The following is a 15,970-nucleotide window of genomic DNA, read 5'->3' as shown; positions in this document are numbered from 1 at the left end:
TGATCTCAACTCCCGCCGCGGCAAGGTCAACGGTGTTGAACCACAGGCAAACAGCCAGATCATTCGCGCCGAAGTGCCGATGGCTGAAGTGCTGCGCTACGCACCGGAACTGCGTTCCATGACTTCGGACCGGGGGATGTTCTCGATGGAGTTCAGCAAGTACGAGGAAGTTCCTTCGCATCAGACTGCCAAGATTCTGGCGGAGATGGCGGAAGACGCTTAAAATAAAAAAGATCAACGGGGGCGCCTGCAGGCGCCCCCGGCTTTATCGGTTCAGGAGAAAAATTGAATGGCGGATCGGGACGAACTGTCGACGGAAAATGTTGAAAAGACAACTGCAGAGACCCCGGAGGAAACAGCATCAAATATTGCCGAAAACGGGGATATTGCCGGGGATGGTGTCGGCAGCGGGGAAATCCGCGCTGTGCAGAAACAACAACGTTCGGGAAATGCTGCTTTGCTGCTTGGACTGTTGCTGCTAGTCGCCCTGATTGGCGGGGCCTATTTCCTAGTGCAGAGCAATGTCAGCAGTCGAACTCCTCAGTTGAGTGGGGACGGGCCGAAGCGCTACAGTATCGACAAAGTTGAAGAAGAGGTCGTTGATGTCCCGGCTGTGGCTGCTGTTGAGGTTGTCTCGGTTGAGAAACAGCCTGCAGCGGCAAAAGAGCCGAAAAAGGAAGCGAAACCTGAGCCCGTTGCTAAGCCGGTTGTAGCGACAAAACCTGCCACTGAAAAACCTCAGGAAAAAGCTGTGGTCGCCGGTCCTCTGTACCGGGTCCATGTCGGTCCTTTCCTGTATGTTAACGATACGAAAAGGGCTGAAGAAAAGTTACGGAAGCTTGGCTATCAGAGTGAAAAGATCGATGGCCGTGGTAGCGTGACTATGTACCGTTTATTGGAAGGGCGCTATCCAGCGGATGAAGCACGAGCCAAGCTGCCTCAAGTGAAGATGCTGGCAGGGGATGCTTTTTTGCTGCCGGAAGGCGGCAACTTGGCAATTTATGTTGGTTCCTTCAGTGATCAAAAGAGGGCCGAAGAATATCAGAAGTTTTTGCTGAAAAAGGGCTTGAATGTCACGACTGTTGCCAGTGACATCGAAATGAATGGTAAAATGTTTATCGTCGGTGAGGCCGTTCAGGCACAGGCTCGAAAAATAGCAGCCAAACTGACCGATGCCGGTTTTAAAGCTGTGGTGGTGAGCAAATAAGATCAATGCCGTTTTGGGGCGAGAACGGATTGCCGTGACAGAGAAACAACAAGGGCCGGAAAAGGTCCAAATGAAAATACCGGCCGAAGTGGCCAAGATCATGAGTAAGTGGGGCGGGCACAGTGTGCGTCTCGCCGCCGCTCGTGGTGCGTTGCCGATGTCCGGCCCCAACCTAGTCACCGTGCTCTTCATCTTCTACCATGGCGACAATGAAGAACTGAAAAAAGAATCTCTGAGCACCCTGAAGACCCTCCCTGCACAAATTCTTCTCTCTGCACTTGAAAACAGGGATCTGCATTTTTCCATCATTGATCTGATTGCTCGTTGCCGTTTCCGTGATTCGGCTGTGATGGAGAAAGTCCTCTCGCATCCAATGACTGGCCTCCGGACCTATCTTTTCGTCGCCAAGAAGAGCTCAGGCGATGTTCTCGATATGCTTTCGCATAATGATAGGCTGCTGGCGAAGGCGGCCGACCTGCGTCAGGCGATCATAGACAACCCCCATGCCGACAAAGTCATGAAGCTGCGTCTCGGCTGGGTTGAGCCTGAGGCGGAACCGGAACCAGCACCGAAACCGGAACCAAAAGCCAAGGAGGAGGCGAAAGAGGGAGAGAACGAGGAGGAAGGGGACGAAGAAGAGGACAAGGAAGACCTTTCCAAGTATCAGCAGCTGCAGGAGATGGTGGTCGCCGAGAAAATCAAAATGGCGCTGACCGGAGACAAAGAGTGGCGTACATTACTGATCCGCGAGTCCAATAAACTGGTCAGTTCGGCGGTTCTGAAGAATCCCCGGATTACCGATGGCGAGGTGCTCGCCGTAGCCAAGAGCCGGACATCAAGTGAGGAGCTGATCCGAATTATCCTGCTCAATAAGGATTGGGTGAAACTGTACGATATGAAAAAGGCTCTGGTTGAGCATCCACGCACGCCGGTACAGAAAGCGATGCGCTTTATGAATTTCCTTTCTGAAAAGGATATCAGAGAGCTTTCCAAAAGTCGCAACGTTTCCCAAGTGATTGTTAATAACGCGCGCCGTATGCTGATGAGCAAAAAGCGCTGACAAGAGAGGGATGATGATGCAGGAGCATAATTTTCGGATCGGGGTACTGACCTTGTCAGATAAAGGGTCTCGCGGTGAGCGGGAAGACGAAAGCGGTCGTTTGATTGGCGAGATGATTGCTCCATTCGGTAGCGTCGCCCGCTACCAGATTGTGCCGGACGAAGAGAGCAGAATCGTCATGCTGCTGACCAGCTGGTCCGATGAGTTGAAACTGAATCTGATCTTGACAACAGGTGGTACCGGCCTGAGCGAGCGCGATGTCACACCGCAGGCAACCGAGCAGGTGCTCGATTATCAGGTGCCGGGGATGGCGGAAGCTATGCGCAGCACCAGTATGCAGAAAACACCCCATGCCATGATTTCTCGGGCGCTTGTCGGTGTCCGCGGGAAAACCCTGATCGTCAACCTTCCTGGCAGCCCGAAGGGGGTGAAAGAAAACCTGGAGGTTCTGTTGCCGGCATTGCCGCATGCGCTGGCGAAACTGGCCGGCGATGATTCAGACTGTGCTGAGCCGGTTCGTTAACTAAGAAAAAAGTATTAGCTGCTGACGAGAGCTCCCTGCATCTGGTATTATTTCTGTGTTGCCTTGCGGCCTTAACCTAAATGGAAACGTGAAATGAAAACAGTATCAGAAAACAGGTCTATTCTGCTGGTTGATGATGTCGAACTCTTCCTTGAGTTGGAAAGGACCTTTTTTCACCGCGAAGGTTTCGACTTGCTCGTGGCCGTCAACCCACAGGAGATCATGCAGCTGGTTCTTAAGCGCAGACCGGATCTTGTGTTCATGGATACGGAGGTTGCTGAGAAACGTGGTGATGAGATCTGCCGCTGGATGAAGCAGGATGACAGCCTGTGCCGGATCCCGGTTATCATGGTGGTCGATTCCGGTGACAGCGTCACCGAGTCTCTTTGCCGGCAGGCGGGCTGTGATGCTGTTATCCATCGGCCGGTTCGCCGTCAGCAACTGTTATCAGCAGCACGTACTTTTCTTGAGTTGGCGGATCGCCAGATGGGGCGGGTGGATGCCCGCTTGCAAGTAGAGTTCAGCCACGATACGCAGCGTGGAACCAACTACACGGTTAATCTCAGTCCCGGTGGCTTGTTTCTGGCAACGGATGCAATTCTGCCTGTCGATACCCCTCTGTCATTGAAAGTCAAGTTTCCTTCGGCAGGAACAAGTTTGACCTGCCGGGGTCGTGTCGCCTGGTTGAACCGGTCAGAGCAGGGGCGGAAGCAGCCTCATTTGCCCAGTGGTATAGGGATTGAGTTTTCAGGGCTTGACCATGAACAGCGTGGTGTCGTTGAACGCTATCTGGCTGGGGCTGCCTGAGATCTATTTCCCCTCTCTTTTATGCGCTTTTTCAGTGACTGAAAATCTCTGTACACAATTGCTGTGGATAGCTTTGTGAAAAACTGTCGGTACTGCTTTCTCGGGTCCGGAGTTGCGTGATTGTCTCCGCTTTGCCCAAAAAACATGCAAAAATCGTTGAGAAGTTTTGGCGAAAAAAGCAACCTGAAAATGCTCTGAAATGAAATTTTTTCGACCGCCCTGTTTGACCTCTGCATACGTCTGTGGTATCTCCATTTTTCGATTCCAATAGCACTTTTTTCAAAGGATTTCTTCCATGCGTTTTACTCCGGCGACAGAGTTGACCACTCGCTATAAATCCCTGCAAAAACGACTGCAACAACACCAACTGGATGCTGCGCTTCTGGTTCAAAACAGCGACCTGTTCTATTTCACCGGATCGGTTCAGCAGGGGTTTTATTATCTGCCGGCTGAAGGGGAACCGGTTTACCTGGTGCGTAAAGATTTTGGCCGGGCACGTATGGAATGTGGTCTGCAGCATGTGCTGCCGCTGGCGAGCAGCAAGCAGTTATTTGCTATTTTGCGCGAACAGGGGATTGCTCTGCCGCAGAAGATCGCGATGGAACTGGATGTCCTGCCGGTGCGTCAGTACAAGCATTATCAGAAATTACTGGCACCGGCAGATATTGTTGATGCCTCACCGCTGGTCAGAGAGGTCCGTGCAATCAAAAGTGATTACGAAATCAGTATTATGAAAGATTGTGCGTTGATCATGGATAAAGTTTTTCAGCGCGCAAAAGACGTGATAGCAGTCGGCAGAACCGACTGGGAAGTGCTGGCCGAACTGGAGCAGTACGCAAAAGGTGAAGGCCATCAGGGGCTGATCCGCTTTCGCGGTTTCAACGGCGAAGCTGGATTCGGCCATCTTTTTTCCGGCTCCGATGGCGCTGTGCCGACATATTCCGATACGCCGCTTGGTGGCCTGGGGCCGAATCCTGCTGTCGGGCAGGGTGCAAGTTATAAGAAAATAGCTGCTGGAGAGCCGATTATTCTCGACCTGGTGATCGCTTATGAAGGCTACATGGTCGATCAGACCCGCACTTTTTCCATCGGGAAATTGCCCGATCAGCTCAGCGAAGCATATATGGCGATGCTGAAGGTGCAGGAGAAAATGAGTGAAGTTGCCAAACCGGGAGTTGCCTGGGGAACGGTTTACCAGCAGTGCCTGCAGTTAGCCACCGATATGGGGTACAAAGATCATTTTATGGGAGCTTCAGGAGCGCAGGTCAGCTTTATCGGCCATGGTATTGGCATTGAACTGGACGAGTGTCCCTTTATTGCCCGTGGTTTTGATCAGCACCCTCTGGAGGAGAATATGACCTTCGCTTTCGAGCCGAAGGTGGTTTTCCCGGGGCTTGGCGCGCTGGGGGTAGAGAATAGCTGGCGTGTTGCCGCGGAAGGGGTCAAGCGGCTGACCTACAGCGACGAGACCTTGCTTGAACTTTAACGTGCCGCAGAGTAAACAACGCGCATGGCGCGCTTGACCCGGGCTGCCAGCCGGATCGGGTTGATCGGTTTGGGAACAAAGTCGAAGAAGCCCATGTCGAGCAGCTCGTATTCCGCTTCCGGCGTGGCTTTGGCCGACAGTGCGATCACTGGAGTATCGGCGATGTTGCTGTTGCTACGCAGCACTCGAAAGAATTCCATGCCGCCCATGCGGGGCATCAGAACATCAGTAAGGATAACATGAGGACGCAGCTGCAGGGCTGTTTTTAACCCTTCTGCGCCGTTCTCGGCTTTGTAGATGGTGTAGCCCTCTTTTTTCAGCGCCGCTTCGGCAGCGTTGAGGACGATCTCCTGGTCGTCGATTATCAGTACGCTCCAGTGCCGGTCTTTTTCCTCTTTGCCAGACACATCGACCATGTAGCTTGTCCGCAGGCCGGCTTTGATCTCTTCCGGTGAGGTGACGCAGGCAGCGACATTCAGCCCGGTTTTAAAGGCGATATCGTCCTGAAGCTCGATATCAAGAGGGTTGACCATAGCCAGGTGAAGGGTTTTCCCGTCGATTTTCAGCGGAAAAATCAATTTGCTAAGAACGGTTTCTGGATCGATGAGATTTAGAACGTCGGGTGAGAAACGGAATCGGGCGAGCCCTTTGGCATAGCGAAAGCCGAACTGTTTGGCCAGAGCGCGGGCAATGTCCTCCTCGAGCAGGACATCCATGTCTTCCAGCACCTGACCGAGCCGTCGGCTACTGCCTTTCTGCATTGCCAGAGCTTTGTCTAACGTTGCCTGGTCTATAATCCCCATGCCGACCAGAGTTTCACCCAGCCTTTTTCTCGCCATAGGCCTCAGGCTCCTTTGTTCTTCCAGAAAAACAAACTGAAATTATCAAGATATTATTTATTATTGTTAATAAAAAGGCAATTGTTTTCTCGGCTTGGCAGAGGATGACGGGAAAACTGCTACTCTCTCTGCTAAACTTCCAGTGACTCTTAACTCCTTTGTTGACCTGAGGTGAGCCGGATGCGAATCAAACTTAAAGAATATCAGCAGTACCCTTGGTATCTGAAACCTTTTTTCTGGAAACAGAAGCGGACATACGGACAACTGTTGAAACCTGCTTTAGCTTGGGCGCGTGAGCCGAAACTCTTTGCCGCTGTTGCGGCTCTTTATGGAGTACTTGACCGTCGTAGCTCACCGGTCAACCCGATATTGCGCTCGATGATCACGGTGCGGGTGTCGCAGTTGAACTGGTGTAATTTCTGAACCGATATCAACGCGTCCGTGCTGGCGCGTCGATGTGGTTCGATGGAAAAAGTTCAGGCTTTGGAATATTGGCGCCAGAGCGACTTGTTCAGCGATCAGGAAAAAGCGGTGCTTGAGTATACCGAAGCGATGACCCTCTCAGAAAGCCAGGTCAGCGACGAAATGGTCGCTACTTTGCGCAACTGGTTTGACGATGATGGCATCGTCGAGCTGACCGGATTGATCGGTTTTCAGAACCTGTCGAGCAAGTTCAACAGTGCTCTTGGTTTGCCGGCTCAGGGGTTCAGTCAGATTGCGTTGCCTGAAGACTGATGATTGCGAGTGAAGATCCGCTCCAGGCTCTCGTACTGGCTTTCGTTGTTGCACATGTGCCGCTCGATTGCCTTCAGCCTGGCGCGGACTTCGTCTTCCATCTGCTTACGCAGTTCAGCCAGCAGTACACGGTTTTCCCGTTCAAGCTGCTCACGATCCTTCTCGTTTATGCCTGATTCCAACCTTAGGCGTTGCTGGAAAAATTCGTTCTGTCGCTGGCGGAAATTATCGTCGATGTAGAAAACTTCCGGCACCAGTGACGAGAAGCTGGAGACCGCGACCACGTCTTTGCCAATAGAGCGATAGGACGCCAATACCTCGTTGCCCATGTCGTAGTAATTCTTAACCGGCATATACATCCGTTGCAGGTACTGCAGCACTTTTTCCGTCTTTTTGTGGTGACCACCGATGATCACGGAGGCGCCGATTTCGCCACGCCGCGAACCTTTTATCCAAGGGGCGCCAGTGATGCCGAAATCGTTCAGTACCGGCAGGTTGACCAGTACCGACAGGGTGTTGATTGCCAGGGCGAAACCGGCCGATGGCCCGCCGACGTTGTAGGAAGCCGAGAGCATCTGATGATGTACAGAGTAACCGTCGAGGAATTCACCCAGCAGGCGTGAGATGTTGACCTCCGGCAGCAGTGACTGCAGATAGCTTTCCACCAGAGTCATCGCTTCACGCGAACTCTGATGGGTCATCTGCACTGCCAGATCCATCTCCGCACTGGCGGCTGTATTGGAAGAGACTGCACCGGTGACGACGATTTTTTCCGGGAACATGCGATAGACCAGCGCCGATGCGATCGGCAGGATGACGCCGTTGACATCGTTGGCGCCGACACCAACGACAAAGCCGACCTGGGGCTCTTCCGAAAGTTCGGTTTCGAGAAATTCATCAAGCTGCTGTTTGCCTTTGCGAAGAGGACTGTTGGCCAGCTGTTGCAGCGCGTTCTGCAGGTGCCAGCGGGTGATCGGGAAGTCGTTGTCATCCTCGATTTCCGTCAGCTTGGCGACCACTTCATCCAGTCGTTCGAGCAGCTCCTCTTCCCCCCGTCGGGCACTTGTCGTCAGGCTGGAGTCGGGAATCATCCCTTCCAGCAGGCCGAGCAGGATTTTGTAGTTAAAGCGCACAAAACGAGCCTTTTCTTCGCTGCTGAAAGCACTAATCTCTTTTGCTTTGTGGATGACTTCCAATTCGGTAGTGCGCAGTGACCGCACTTTTTCAGCATAGGCGGTGTAGTCGGCGGGGGTTTCGCACAGGGCGTTTGCCTGGCGGGTGATCTCCTCTGCCGTGAGATTTTCCTCCAGCGGGATCCCCTCCAGTTCCTGGGCAACGATGTCGGCACAGTCGTCTTCGCGCAGATGCCCGGTGACGTTGAGCACCTTAAGTCGTTTCGAACGGATCAGAGCCGGATCGATGATGTCGAGCCGGTTCGTGGTGAGCACAGTGAAAACCCGGTGCAGGGGCGTTTCTCCATCGATGATCGAGAGGAACTTGTTGGTGATCTTGTCGTAAGGGCTGCCCCCCTGTTGTGAACGGCGTGGCGCCACTGCGTCGCCTTCATCGAAGAAAACCATCGCCGGGGAAATCATTTTGGCGATGTCGTAAATCCGCTCCAGGTTGGCGACCATCCCTTCCAACGGGTTGTTAACATCGGTCAGGTCGGTCAGGTTTGCGCAGATATCCTGCACATCGTGGTTGTCTCCCAGCCAGGCGCGAACCATGAAAGTTTTCCCTGAACCTGGAGGGCCGGTCAGCACAACCCCTTTTTCGTCGTTGATGTTGTAGAACAGGGCATTGTTGGCCATTTCTGAAAATTCGTTCTTGATTCCGCCGATGTACTCTTTCCAGGCAATGCCACGGTCCATCTGCGCGACCACCTTGTTGTAGATCGAACCGTGAACATTGCGCGCGACCGCCTTCAATGCGTCACGTACCAGCAGCTGGTCATCCAGATATTTCGGTTGGAAGTTGCCTTTGATCGTGATCAGGGAGTCGACCAGGCGACGTACGTAAGCCGGCGTAATCCGCAAACTGCGTTGATGGAAAATCGGGTAGAGCTTTTCCACTGCACGGTCGAGGGCTTCTTCTGGCAGGTGCGGTGGGCGCGGCTCGGTTGGATCTTTCGGGTGGTTTTTTCGGCGCAGTTCCAGGCAGACGACTTCGCGCAGATTGGCCGGATCTTCCCAGATGTCGTTGACATCGATGATCAGGCCACGTTCAACAAAGCGTCGATAGATTGCCGGGTCGAGCTGTTCCGGTTGATCTGTGGTGGCGATCAGGATGCAGTCGCGGCGGCCATGAGCGATTTCGTCGAGGATGATGTTGGCCGTGTCGACCAGTGTCGATTGCTGTGATTTGACCGAGCTGCGTTCGTCCGGCACGCCGAACGCGGAGTGGGCTTCCTCCATGTGGCGCAGGCAGAGTCGTCGCGGATGTCCCATCGCTTTACGCAGGTAGTTGCCCGGTTCGCCGGCCAGCGCTGTCTGATAGTCGTTGGGAGTGATCATGGCATAATCGACCCGTACACCTTCTTCGTCCAGGGTCGACAGGGCTGCGCTGATACGGTTGCGAAAGATATAACGGATCAGTGGCAGGCGTGACAGCAGGCGCAGGGTTGCTCTTTTCCGGCGGTGCTCGATACGCACTGCAAGTTCAGGGTCGACCTCAGCCAGGCTGCGCCAGAACGGCTGATTGGCCATCACTTCATCTTTTTTCGCTTTCAGATCGACCACCGGCGTGACTTCGGAAGAGAAGAATGTTTCTTCGATCGCCTGTTTGATGGTCGCGCTTTTTCCGCTGCCGGAATTGCCGATTACCAGCACCAGCGGTGCGCGCGGCACTTCCGGATCATCGGAATATTCCTTCATGATGAAGGCGTGATAGAGCTTGTCAAAGGTTTCTGCTAGCGAGTGCGGGACAAAGGTGTCGATGGTCTCTTTTTCCAGCAGGTAGGTCAGGTACTGGTGGTCTTGCTGATCCAGCTCCCTGGAAAGAATTCTGTTCCAGGCTGCGGTTGCATCCTGCGAACCGGCTGCCTCGAAGCGGTTGTGCCAGTCGTTCAGTTTGGCGGGGTCCTGCAGCAGGTCGAATTCGCGCTCCTGTTCGTTGACCAGATTGCGCAGAAACAGGAACAGGCGTTTGGCCAGCGAGCGGGATGGCGTATACTGGTGCAAGCGCCTCAACACAAAACGGCGGGTTTCGTTGCTCCAGCTGGAGACCAGCGCTTCAATCTGCCTGATCCGTTCTTCCGACAGGCTGACGTAGATCGGTGCTCTGGTTTTACGGCTTTGGGGCATAAGGAAGTCCTCTGGGGTCTTCTTCCGCCGCTTGCGGCATCGAGGTGACCGCCGATGGTAAGGTCACAGGAACTGCCGTCGCAGTGTTGTTAAGGACGAAAGTGTTTTGCCCTTGTTGATTTTTCTCGTACGCGGCCGCCCACTTCTGCTGATTGAGAAAATCAAAGAGTGACGGGTCGTTTGCGCTGCTGATGCCGAGCGACTGGCGCATCTGCTGGATCGATTCACTGTAGGCGGCGTAAAGCTTGCGGGTTCGGCTTGCTTCGAGGTCGGCGGCATAGTTTTCCGCTTCAGCAATCAGTTCACGGCGTTTCTTCTCCTCACTGGCAGCGGCCAGCTTTTCACCGTAGCGGGTATCGCGCAGGACAAAAGATATCACCTCGATGCCGTATTTCTCTTCCAGGGTCAGGCCGCCTTCGTTGATCGGGGTATCTTTCAGGGTGCGGTAGATTTGTTCCTTTATCCGTACCCGGTCGGAAATCAGTTCGTTGATAGTTTCTCCCTGCATCACGTCTTTCACAATGCCGTCAAAATCGGTCTGCAGCAGGGTTAGGGGGGAGCGATTTTCAATCCCCCAGCGGTGCAGATCGCGAATCCGGTAGGTGAGCATGGCACTGGTCCAGAGAGCAACGTTTCCCCTCGACATGATCCTTTTCGGTTCGATCGAATTGCCGAGGTGCAGCTCCTGGTTCATCAATGGCACTTCAAGCTCCAGTTTGGTGAAGATCGGCAGGCGGATATGCCAACCGACACGGCTGACCGCTTTCCGTTCGCCGCTCAGTGTCTCGAGGATAAAGGCATAATTTTGCCGAACTTTGTAAAAGGTTTTGCTGGCGTAAACCATGGCGATAGCGCTGTAGCAGAGAACGAAGATAAAAATCGTCACGATGATCCGCTTGAAAAGTGCTTTCAGACGGGCGCGGTGCAGCATGCTCGATTGGGCTTCCTGGGTCACAACTAGCCTCCTATGGCGCAGGGCGTTCGTAGTGCCGTCAGTTTTGCGGTTTCAGGGCAGGTTTCTAATGATAGCAGGAATCGAGATGAAATCCAGATTAAAATAGAAAGGTGTTTTACTATTTTCTTTTGGGCTTGTTCGCCGTGCAAATTGCTGAAAGCTAAGCTTTTGAAGTTTTCAAAGTTTTTATTGGATATGCCATTTAAAAACTGATGTACAAGTGTGCTTTTGCAGACCATGAAGAATATTTGAAAAAACTAAACATTGTTTTATAGGCTGGCGAAAATGTCATCTATGCCACTGAGGGCTTTAACGGCTCCACAGGAAAAAGAAAAGTGAGGAGCACCTATCTGTGGTTCTCTCGGGTTGATGCGGATGACGGTCGTCTGGTTGCTGTGTCCGAGTCGCTCGCTTAAATTGCGAATGGTCGGGACGGCGGAACCTGCTCCCATTTCGATGACGACCAATTTGCCGTCGCTGTTTTTCTGCAGAAACGCGTCAAAGTTGTCCTCTTGATCGGAAGTACGTTGATGCAGCCAGGAGTAATCGCCGAACATCAGGATATTGGGGCGGGCCACGCGCCTGCAGCGAGGGCACTCAGGCGCACTTTCTGCGCGCATGACCGACTCATCGATGCTTATCGTCTCGTTGTTAGGCCAGATATCTCTGCAGCAGGGGACAGTGCATTGCAAATGATGGATTGAGCCGTGGACTTCAAGGATGCGGTTTTCCGCGTATCCGGCTTTCTGGAACTGGCCATCGACATTCGATGTGACGACAAAATGATCGAGATCGAACTCTTTGATCCAGTCCTGCAGAATGTGAAAACCACGGTGTGGCACCGTAGCACGGTAAAGGTTGGTGCGGTGGCCATAAAAACCCCAACCGAAGAGTGGATCGCGTTCGAAATGTTCAGGGTTGGCGGCCTGAACAAAGCTCAACCCCAGTCTTTCGTACATCGGGTAGGCATTCCAGAAACCCTGGTTACCGCGAAAATCGGGGAGGCCCGAATCAACCCCCATTCCAGCTCCGGCAGTGATCACCATGGCGGTTGCGTTGCTGATCGCTTCGGCTGCTTCGGTAAATGGGGCGTCGGACATCAGGGCCTCCTGTTTGTTGTTTTATGACTCAAATGGCAACACTGACCGGAGTCGGGTTGAGAATTTTCACCAGCACCTGTGGATCGATTTCGACCAGCAGGCCGCGTTTACCACCGTTGATGCAGAGCGATTCCAGCGACAGGATCGACTCTTCAACGTAGACCGGCAACTGCTGTTTTGTGCCGAAGGGGGAGATGCCGCCAGTCTGGTAGCCGGTCAGCCGATCAGCTTTTTCCGCCGAGCAGGGGGAGATCTGTTTCACTTTCAACTGCCGCGCCAGGTGCTTTTGAGAAACTTCACAACTGCCGTGCATCAGGATAATCAGCGGTTGACCTTTCTCGTCTTCCATCACAAGTGTTTTTATCACGCTGTATTCATCAACACCCAATTCGCGGGCACTGACTTTCGTGCCGCCCTTTTCCTCGTAGTTGTAGAGACGAGGGACGAACTTGACTTTATGTTTTTTCAACTCCCTGATTGCCTGCGTCGCCGGTATTTTGTCTCTCGATTTTGCCATCAGAATACCCTGAGAGCGAGAGTGATGATTACCAGTAGAAGGCTTAGAACCGTCGTCGCAATCAACAGCCAGGCCAGTCCATTGAAAAACGAGTCAGTTTTGCGCTGGGAACGGATCGTGGTCGGAATTAGCCAGCCGAAGGCAGCACCACTGACCAGCCCACCGATGTGAGCTGCATTGTCGGCGCCGATGACGAATCCGAAAACCAGGGCGATGACAATCCACTGAAAAAGAAAGTTGCGGCGTTGAATGCCGATGCTGCCACCGACGCGATGGTAGTAACTGACTGCAAAACCGAAAATGCCGAACAGGGCGCCGGAAGCGCCGACGACGACAACCCGTGGGTGGATGATCAGTCCTGCCAGGGTGGCAAAAATTGCGGTAATCGTGTAGATGACAAAAAAGCGTTGCCAGCCCACCTCCGACTCGATCAGCGGTCCGATCTGGTAGAGGACAACCATATTGAATCCAAGGTGAATAATGCCACCGTGCATGTAGGCGTAAGATATGCAGCGCCACAGCTCACCATTTAGCGCCCAGGGCCAGAATTGTCCACCCCAGTTGGCGAGGAGCTCGATAGGGGGATTGAGGAACAGGGTCATGCCGTATCCAAGCACTGTGCCGTGCAAAACCATCAGGGTAAACATGGCCAGGTTGGCGTAGATGAGGATTTGTACCAGCGAGTGACCGCGCAATGAGCGGGTGATGAAAAAATTTTGACGTTGGTAGGCGTTCAAGTTGTGGCTCCTGTGGCTGAACTGGAAAGAAGAGATAATTGATAAATTAACGCAGAAAAAATCTTCCGGCAAGATTATGTCGGCAGAAATTTGTGGCATAATCAGCCCGCTCGATGATTCTATTTAAAAGGAGACATAATGAAGCGATTGCTTTTTGGGACCAAAGGCTATCAATGGTTCGAGCTGCTGACTGTTGCCGTGTTGACTTTGCTGGTTGCTGTTTCGGTTGTTTTGACCCTGACTCATGCCGGCTACGAGCTGTTTCACAGCATTGGGGCAGGAGTACACAAGTTTGGGCATGATCAGTTCGTGACAGTGTTCGGAGCTTTCATGACGGTACTGATCGCGTTGGAATTCAATCATACGGTGTTGCCGGAAATTTCCAGCGGTACGCCGATCGTCAAAGTGCGTGCGGTTATTCTGGTGGCTTTGTTGGCACTGGCACGGAAGATGGTGCTGGTCGATTATCACAAGGAAGACTGGGCTTCGTTGTTCGGTCTGGCTGCTCTGGTACTGGCGGCGACGGTCGCTTACTGGGTCGTACGCAAGGATGAACTGGAAGGAAAAGCATCCAAAGAACATTGACCTGAAAAAGCAAAGGGCCCGTATGGGCGGGCCCTTTGCGGGGAGGGTTGTTTTCTATTGCGCTTTTTTCAGGTACTTGTAGTAGTCGGAGTCGGTCGAAATAACCAGTTTGCCATTTTTCTGAATCGACTTTTTGTACGATTCCAAAGTACGCAGGAAAGCGTAGAATTCCTTGTCCTGATTGTAGGCATTGGCGTAAATCGCAGCAGCTTCAGCGTCTGCGGCACCGCGGACTTCTAATACTTTACGGTAGGCGCCAGAACTGATTTCCTTTAGCTCGCGTTGCATCTGACCGAGAATTTCAGCTTTTTCGCCTTCACCCTCGGAGCGATACTGGGCGGCAACTTTTTTCCGCTCGTTGATCATCCGCTCGTAAACTCGGGTACGAACCTGCTCGACGTAATTGATCCGTTTGATCTGCACGTCTATCAGTTCGATGCCGTACTCAGGAGTGCTGGCGCGAGCTTTTTCCAAAATTCCGGTCAGGATATCTTCGCGGCCGACCAGCTGGTCTGCCGGGATGGTGACACCGTCAACCTCGAACTTTTCAACATTGCCCTCTTGGGCTTTGTAGTCTTTGCCGCGCACCAATTCGACTAGCAGACGGCCAGATACTGCATCGCGCACCACCGAGTCGATGATGTCATCAAGGCGACTTTGCGCGCCCCGTTCGGTAGCGACGCTGGTGTAGAACAGCAATGGGTCTTTGATCCGCCAGCGAGCAGTAGTATCGACCCAGATGAATTTTTTGTCTTTGGTCGGAATCTGATTCGGGTCGCCGTCCCATTTAAGGATACGCCGTTCGAAGCGGATGACTTTCTGCACGAAAGGAATTTTAAAATGCAGACCTGGATAAATGACATCACCGACAGGTTTACCGAACTGGGTGACAATTGCCTGTTCAGCTTCGTTAACGACATAGAGCCCGCCGCGGCCGAGGAGGACGGCGGCAAAAATCAGAAAGACCAGAAATGGTGTTTTTTTCATTTCACGCCTCCTTCCATCGCTTTTCGCAAGGGAAGCAGCGGCAGCAGCCCGCCGTTTTTATCGTCCATGATGTAAGTCTCCTCCAGTCTCGGTAGGATTTCTTCCATGGTTTCCAGGTGGATGCGACGGCGAGTGACCTCGGGCGCTTTTTTATACTCTGTGAGCAGTGCGATGAAGCGGTTGGTCTCACCCTGAGCCTTGTTGATCCGCTCAACGGCGTAACCTTCCGCTTCCTGCAGGGCGCGTTTTGCTTCACCGCGGGCACGTGGTACTTCGCGGTTGAATTGCTCACGGGCCTGGAAAATCAGACTCTCTTTTTGCTGCTCAGCCTCGTTAACCTCGTTAAAGGCATCTTTGACCGGATCGGGCGGAGTGACATCCTGAAATTTGACGGTGACGATACGTACGCCGATATCGTATTGGTTCAGTGTGTTTTGAAGATCCACCTCAATCTCCCCGGCCAGCGCTGCACGCTCGGTGGTCAGGACCTGGGTGACGTTGGCGTTACCGATCGCTTTGCGTACCATCGCTTCGCAGATGTCGCGGATGGTGCCGACCGGGTCCTGAATCTTGAAGATGTATTTGAAGGGATCGGAAATCTGGAACTGCACGATCCATTCGACGTCAGAAACGTTCAGGTCGCCGGTGAGGGTCAGTGATTCTTCTTCCAAACCGCGCTTACTGAAGCTGGAGCGAACTCCGGGGGTGACGGTGCGGTAGCCGAACTCTTCCTTCAGCACGCGCCCGGTCTGTACCAGGTAGACCTGCTCAATGCCGAAGGGGAGTTTGAAATGCAGCCCCGGATCGGAGAATCCAGCGAACTCGCCGAAACGGAGTACGACACCGGTCTCCTCGGTATCGACTTCATAAAAGCTGCTGTAGCCGCCAATCACAAGCAAAAAGATGATGATTACGACCGGTAGGAAGCCGCGTTGCGGGTTAAACTTTTTTTTGATCTGGTCTGTGATTTCGATGACCTTCTTTTCCAGATCATCGGGAGATGGTCCTTGTCCCCAATCCTGCATCTTAACCTCTTTCGGTATGAAGTTGATGGTGCTGCCAAGTGCAAGTCGGCGTTGTGTTGTCAATTAAGCATATAACAGATTTGCCTGCAGGCGAAATAGCAGCTG

General features: G+C 53.0%; 15 protein-coding genes and 1 pseudogene. 8 read left to right on the top strand and 8 right to left on the bottom strand.

Going from position 1 to position 15,970, the window contains the following annotated elements; translation table 11 throughout:
• The 6 genes and pseudogenes from fusA to BUB13_RS02775 form a co-directional block, all read left to right on the top strand.
• Positions 1–223 (top strand): annotated as a pseudogene (gene fusA, locus BUB13_RS02805) (elongation factor G); the annotation flags it as partial.
• 66 nt (positions 224–289) lie between these two features.
• Positions 290–1,207: an SPOR domain-containing protein gene (locus BUB13_RS02800; RefSeq protein WP_072905298.1), complete on the top strand. Its 918-nt coding sequence runs from the start codon at positions 290–292 to the stop codon at positions 1,205–1,207.
• Positions 1,208–1,277: 70 nt separating this feature from the next.
• Positions 1,278–2,267: a hypothetical protein gene (locus tag BUB13_RS02795; protein WP_072905296.1), complete on the top strand. Its 990-nt coding sequence runs from the start codon at positions 1,278–1,280 to the stop codon at positions 2,265–2,267.
• Positions 2,268–2,283: 16 nt separating this feature from the next.
• Entirely contained in the window at positions 2,284–2,790 is a 507-nt protein-coding gene (locus tag BUB13_RS02790; RefSeq protein ID WP_072905376.1) for a MogA/MoaB family molybdenum cofactor biosynthesis protein, read from the top strand.
• Between the two features lie 93 nt (positions 2,791–2,883).
• The gene (locus BUB13_RS02785) at positions 2,884–3,597 is read left to right on the top strand and encodes a TIGR02266 family protein (RefSeq protein WP_072905294.1); all 714 of its coding nucleotides are present in this window, start codon (positions 2,884–2,886) and stop codon (positions 3,595–3,597) included.
• A gap of 295 nt (positions 3,598–3,892) precedes the next feature.
• A complete protein-coding gene (locus BUB13_RS02775) occupies positions 3,893–5,083 on the top strand; it encodes a M24 family metallopeptidase (protein WP_072905290.1) in 1,191 nt (396 codons plus the stop codon).
• Here BUB13_RS02775 and BUB13_RS02770 read toward each other — a convergent pair.
• Entirely contained in the window at positions 5,080–5,922 is an 843-nt protein-coding gene (locus tag BUB13_RS02770) for a response regulator (protein ID WP_072905288.1), read from the bottom strand. The two genes, BUB13_RS02775 and BUB13_RS02770, sit on opposite strands and share 4 nt — an antisense overlap.
• 180 nt (positions 5,923–6,102) lie before the next feature.
• On the opposite strand from BUB13_RS02770, the gene BUB13_RS19465 reads away from it, so the two are divergent.
• Positions 6,103–6,657, top strand: coding sequence for a carboxymuconolactone decarboxylase family protein (locus BUB13_RS19465; RefSeq protein ID WP_084091684.1), 555 nt, complete (start codon positions 6,103–6,105; stop codon positions 6,655–6,657).
• Here the strand turns inward: BUB13_RS19465 and BUB13_RS02760 are convergent.
• From BUB13_RS02760 to BUB13_RS02740, 5 genes are all read right to left on the bottom strand, one after another.
• Entirely contained in the window at positions 6,633–9,959 is a 3,327-nt protein-coding gene (locus BUB13_RS02760) for an AAA family ATPase (protein ID WP_072905286.1), read from the bottom strand. The genes BUB13_RS19465 and BUB13_RS02760 overlap by 25 nt on opposite strands.
• Positions 9,943–10,914, bottom strand: a complete 972-nt coding sequence (locus BUB13_RS02755; RefSeq protein ID WP_072905284.1) for an SPFH domain-containing protein — start codon at positions 10,912–10,914, stop codon at positions 9,943–9,945. The genes BUB13_RS02760 and BUB13_RS02755 overlap by 17 nt, the downstream gene beginning before the upstream one ends.
• A 269-nt stretch (positions 10,915–11,183) precedes the next feature.
• Positions 11,184–12,014: an SIR2 family NAD-dependent protein deacylase gene (locus BUB13_RS02750; protein WP_072905282.1), complete on the bottom strand. Its 831-nt coding sequence runs from the start codon at positions 12,012–12,014 to the stop codon at positions 11,184–11,186.
• 28 nt (positions 12,015–12,042) lie between these two features.
• On the bottom strand, positions 12,043–12,531 hold the full coding sequence (locus tag BUB13_RS02745; RefSeq protein WP_072905280.1) for an aminoacyl-tRNA deacylase: 489 nt from the start codon (positions 12,529–12,531) through the stop codon (positions 12,043–12,045).
• The gene (locus tag BUB13_RS02740; RefSeq protein WP_072905278.1) at positions 12,531–13,268 is read right to left on the bottom strand and encodes a rhomboid family intramembrane serine protease; all 738 of its coding nucleotides are present in this window, start codon (positions 13,266–13,268) and stop codon (positions 12,531–12,533) included. Before BUB13_RS02740 ends, BUB13_RS02745 begins: the two co-directional genes overlap by 1 nt.
• A gap of 138 nt (positions 13,269–13,406) precedes the next feature.
• On the opposite strand from BUB13_RS02740, the gene BUB13_RS02735 reads away from it, so the two are divergent.
• Positions 13,407–13,853: a phosphate-starvation-inducible PsiE family protein gene (locus BUB13_RS02735; RefSeq protein ID WP_072905276.1), complete on the top strand. Its 447-nt coding sequence runs from the start codon at positions 13,407–13,409 to the stop codon at positions 13,851–13,853.
• Between the two features lie 54 nt (positions 13,854–13,907).
• On the opposite strand, the gene hflC is transcribed toward BUB13_RS02735, so the two are convergent.
• Together hflC and hflK are read right to left on the bottom strand one after the other, a co-directional pair.
• Entirely contained in the window at positions 13,908–14,840 is a 933-nt protein-coding gene (hflC, locus tag BUB13_RS02730) for a protease modulator HflC (RefSeq protein WP_072905274.1), read from the bottom strand.
• Positions 14,837–15,865, bottom strand: coding sequence for an FtsH protease activity modulator HflK (gene hflK, locus BUB13_RS02725; RefSeq protein WP_072905272.1), 1,029 nt, complete (start codon positions 15,863–15,865; stop codon positions 14,837–14,839). The genes hflC and hflK overlap by 4 nt, the downstream gene beginning before the upstream one ends.
• Between the last annotated feature and the right edge of the window lie 105 nt (positions 15,866–15,970).

The sequence above is a fragment of the Malonomonas rubra DSM 5091 genome (assembly GCF_900142125.1).
In the GTDB taxonomy this organism is placed as follows: domain Bacteria; phylum Desulfobacterota; class Desulfuromonadia; order Desulfuromonadales; family Geopsychrobacteraceae; genus Malonomonas; species Malonomonas rubra.
This window is presented reverse-complemented; position numbering and strand designations above follow the sequence as displayed.

Bases quoted from the DNA above. Each gene is read 5' to 3' on its own strand.
- BUB13_RS02800 (WP_072905298.1), top strand. From the start codon at position 290: ATGGCGGATCGGGACGAACTGTCGACGGAAAATGTTGAAAAGACAACT.
- BUB13_RS02795 (WP_072905296.1), top strand. From the start codon at position 1,278: ATGAAAATACCGGCCGAAGTGGCCAAGATCATGAGTAAGTGGGGCGGG.
- BUB13_RS02790 (WP_072905376.1), top strand. From the start codon at position 2,284: ATGCAGGAGCATAATTTTCGGATCGGGGTACTGACCTTGTCAGATAAA.
- BUB13_RS02785 (WP_072905294.1), top strand. From the start codon at position 2,884: ATGAAAACAGTATCAGAAAACAGGTCTATTCTGCTGGTTGATGATGTC.
- BUB13_RS02775 (WP_072905290.1), top strand. From the start codon at position 3,893: ATGCGTTTTACTCCGGCGACAGAGTTGACCACTCGCTATAAATCCCTG.
- BUB13_RS02770 (WP_072905288.1), bottom strand. From the start codon at position 5,922: ATGGCGAGAAAAAGGCTGGGTGAAACTCTGGTCGGCATGGGGATTATA.
- BUB13_RS02760 (WP_072905286.1), bottom strand. From the start codon at position 9,959: ATGCCCCAAAGCCGTAAAACCAGAGCACCGATCTACGTCAGCCTGTCG.
- BUB13_RS02750 (WP_072905282.1), bottom strand. From the start codon at position 12,014: ATGTCCGACGCCCCATTTACCGAAGCAGCCGAAGCGATCAGCAACGCA.
- BUB13_RS02745 (WP_072905280.1), bottom strand. From the start codon at position 12,531: ATGGCAAAATCGAGAGACAAAATACCGGCGACGCAGGCAATCAGGGAG.
- BUB13_RS02735 (WP_072905276.1), top strand. From the start codon at position 13,407: ATGAAGCGATTGCTTTTTGGGACCAAAGGCTATCAATGGTTCGAGCTG.
- hflC (WP_072905274.1), bottom strand. From the start codon at position 14,840: ATGAAAAAAACACCATTTCTGGTCTTTCTGATTTTTGCCGCCGTCCTC.
- hflK (WP_072905272.1), bottom strand. From the start codon at position 15,865: ATGCAGGATTGGGGACAAGGACCATCTCCCGATGATCTGGAAAAGAAG.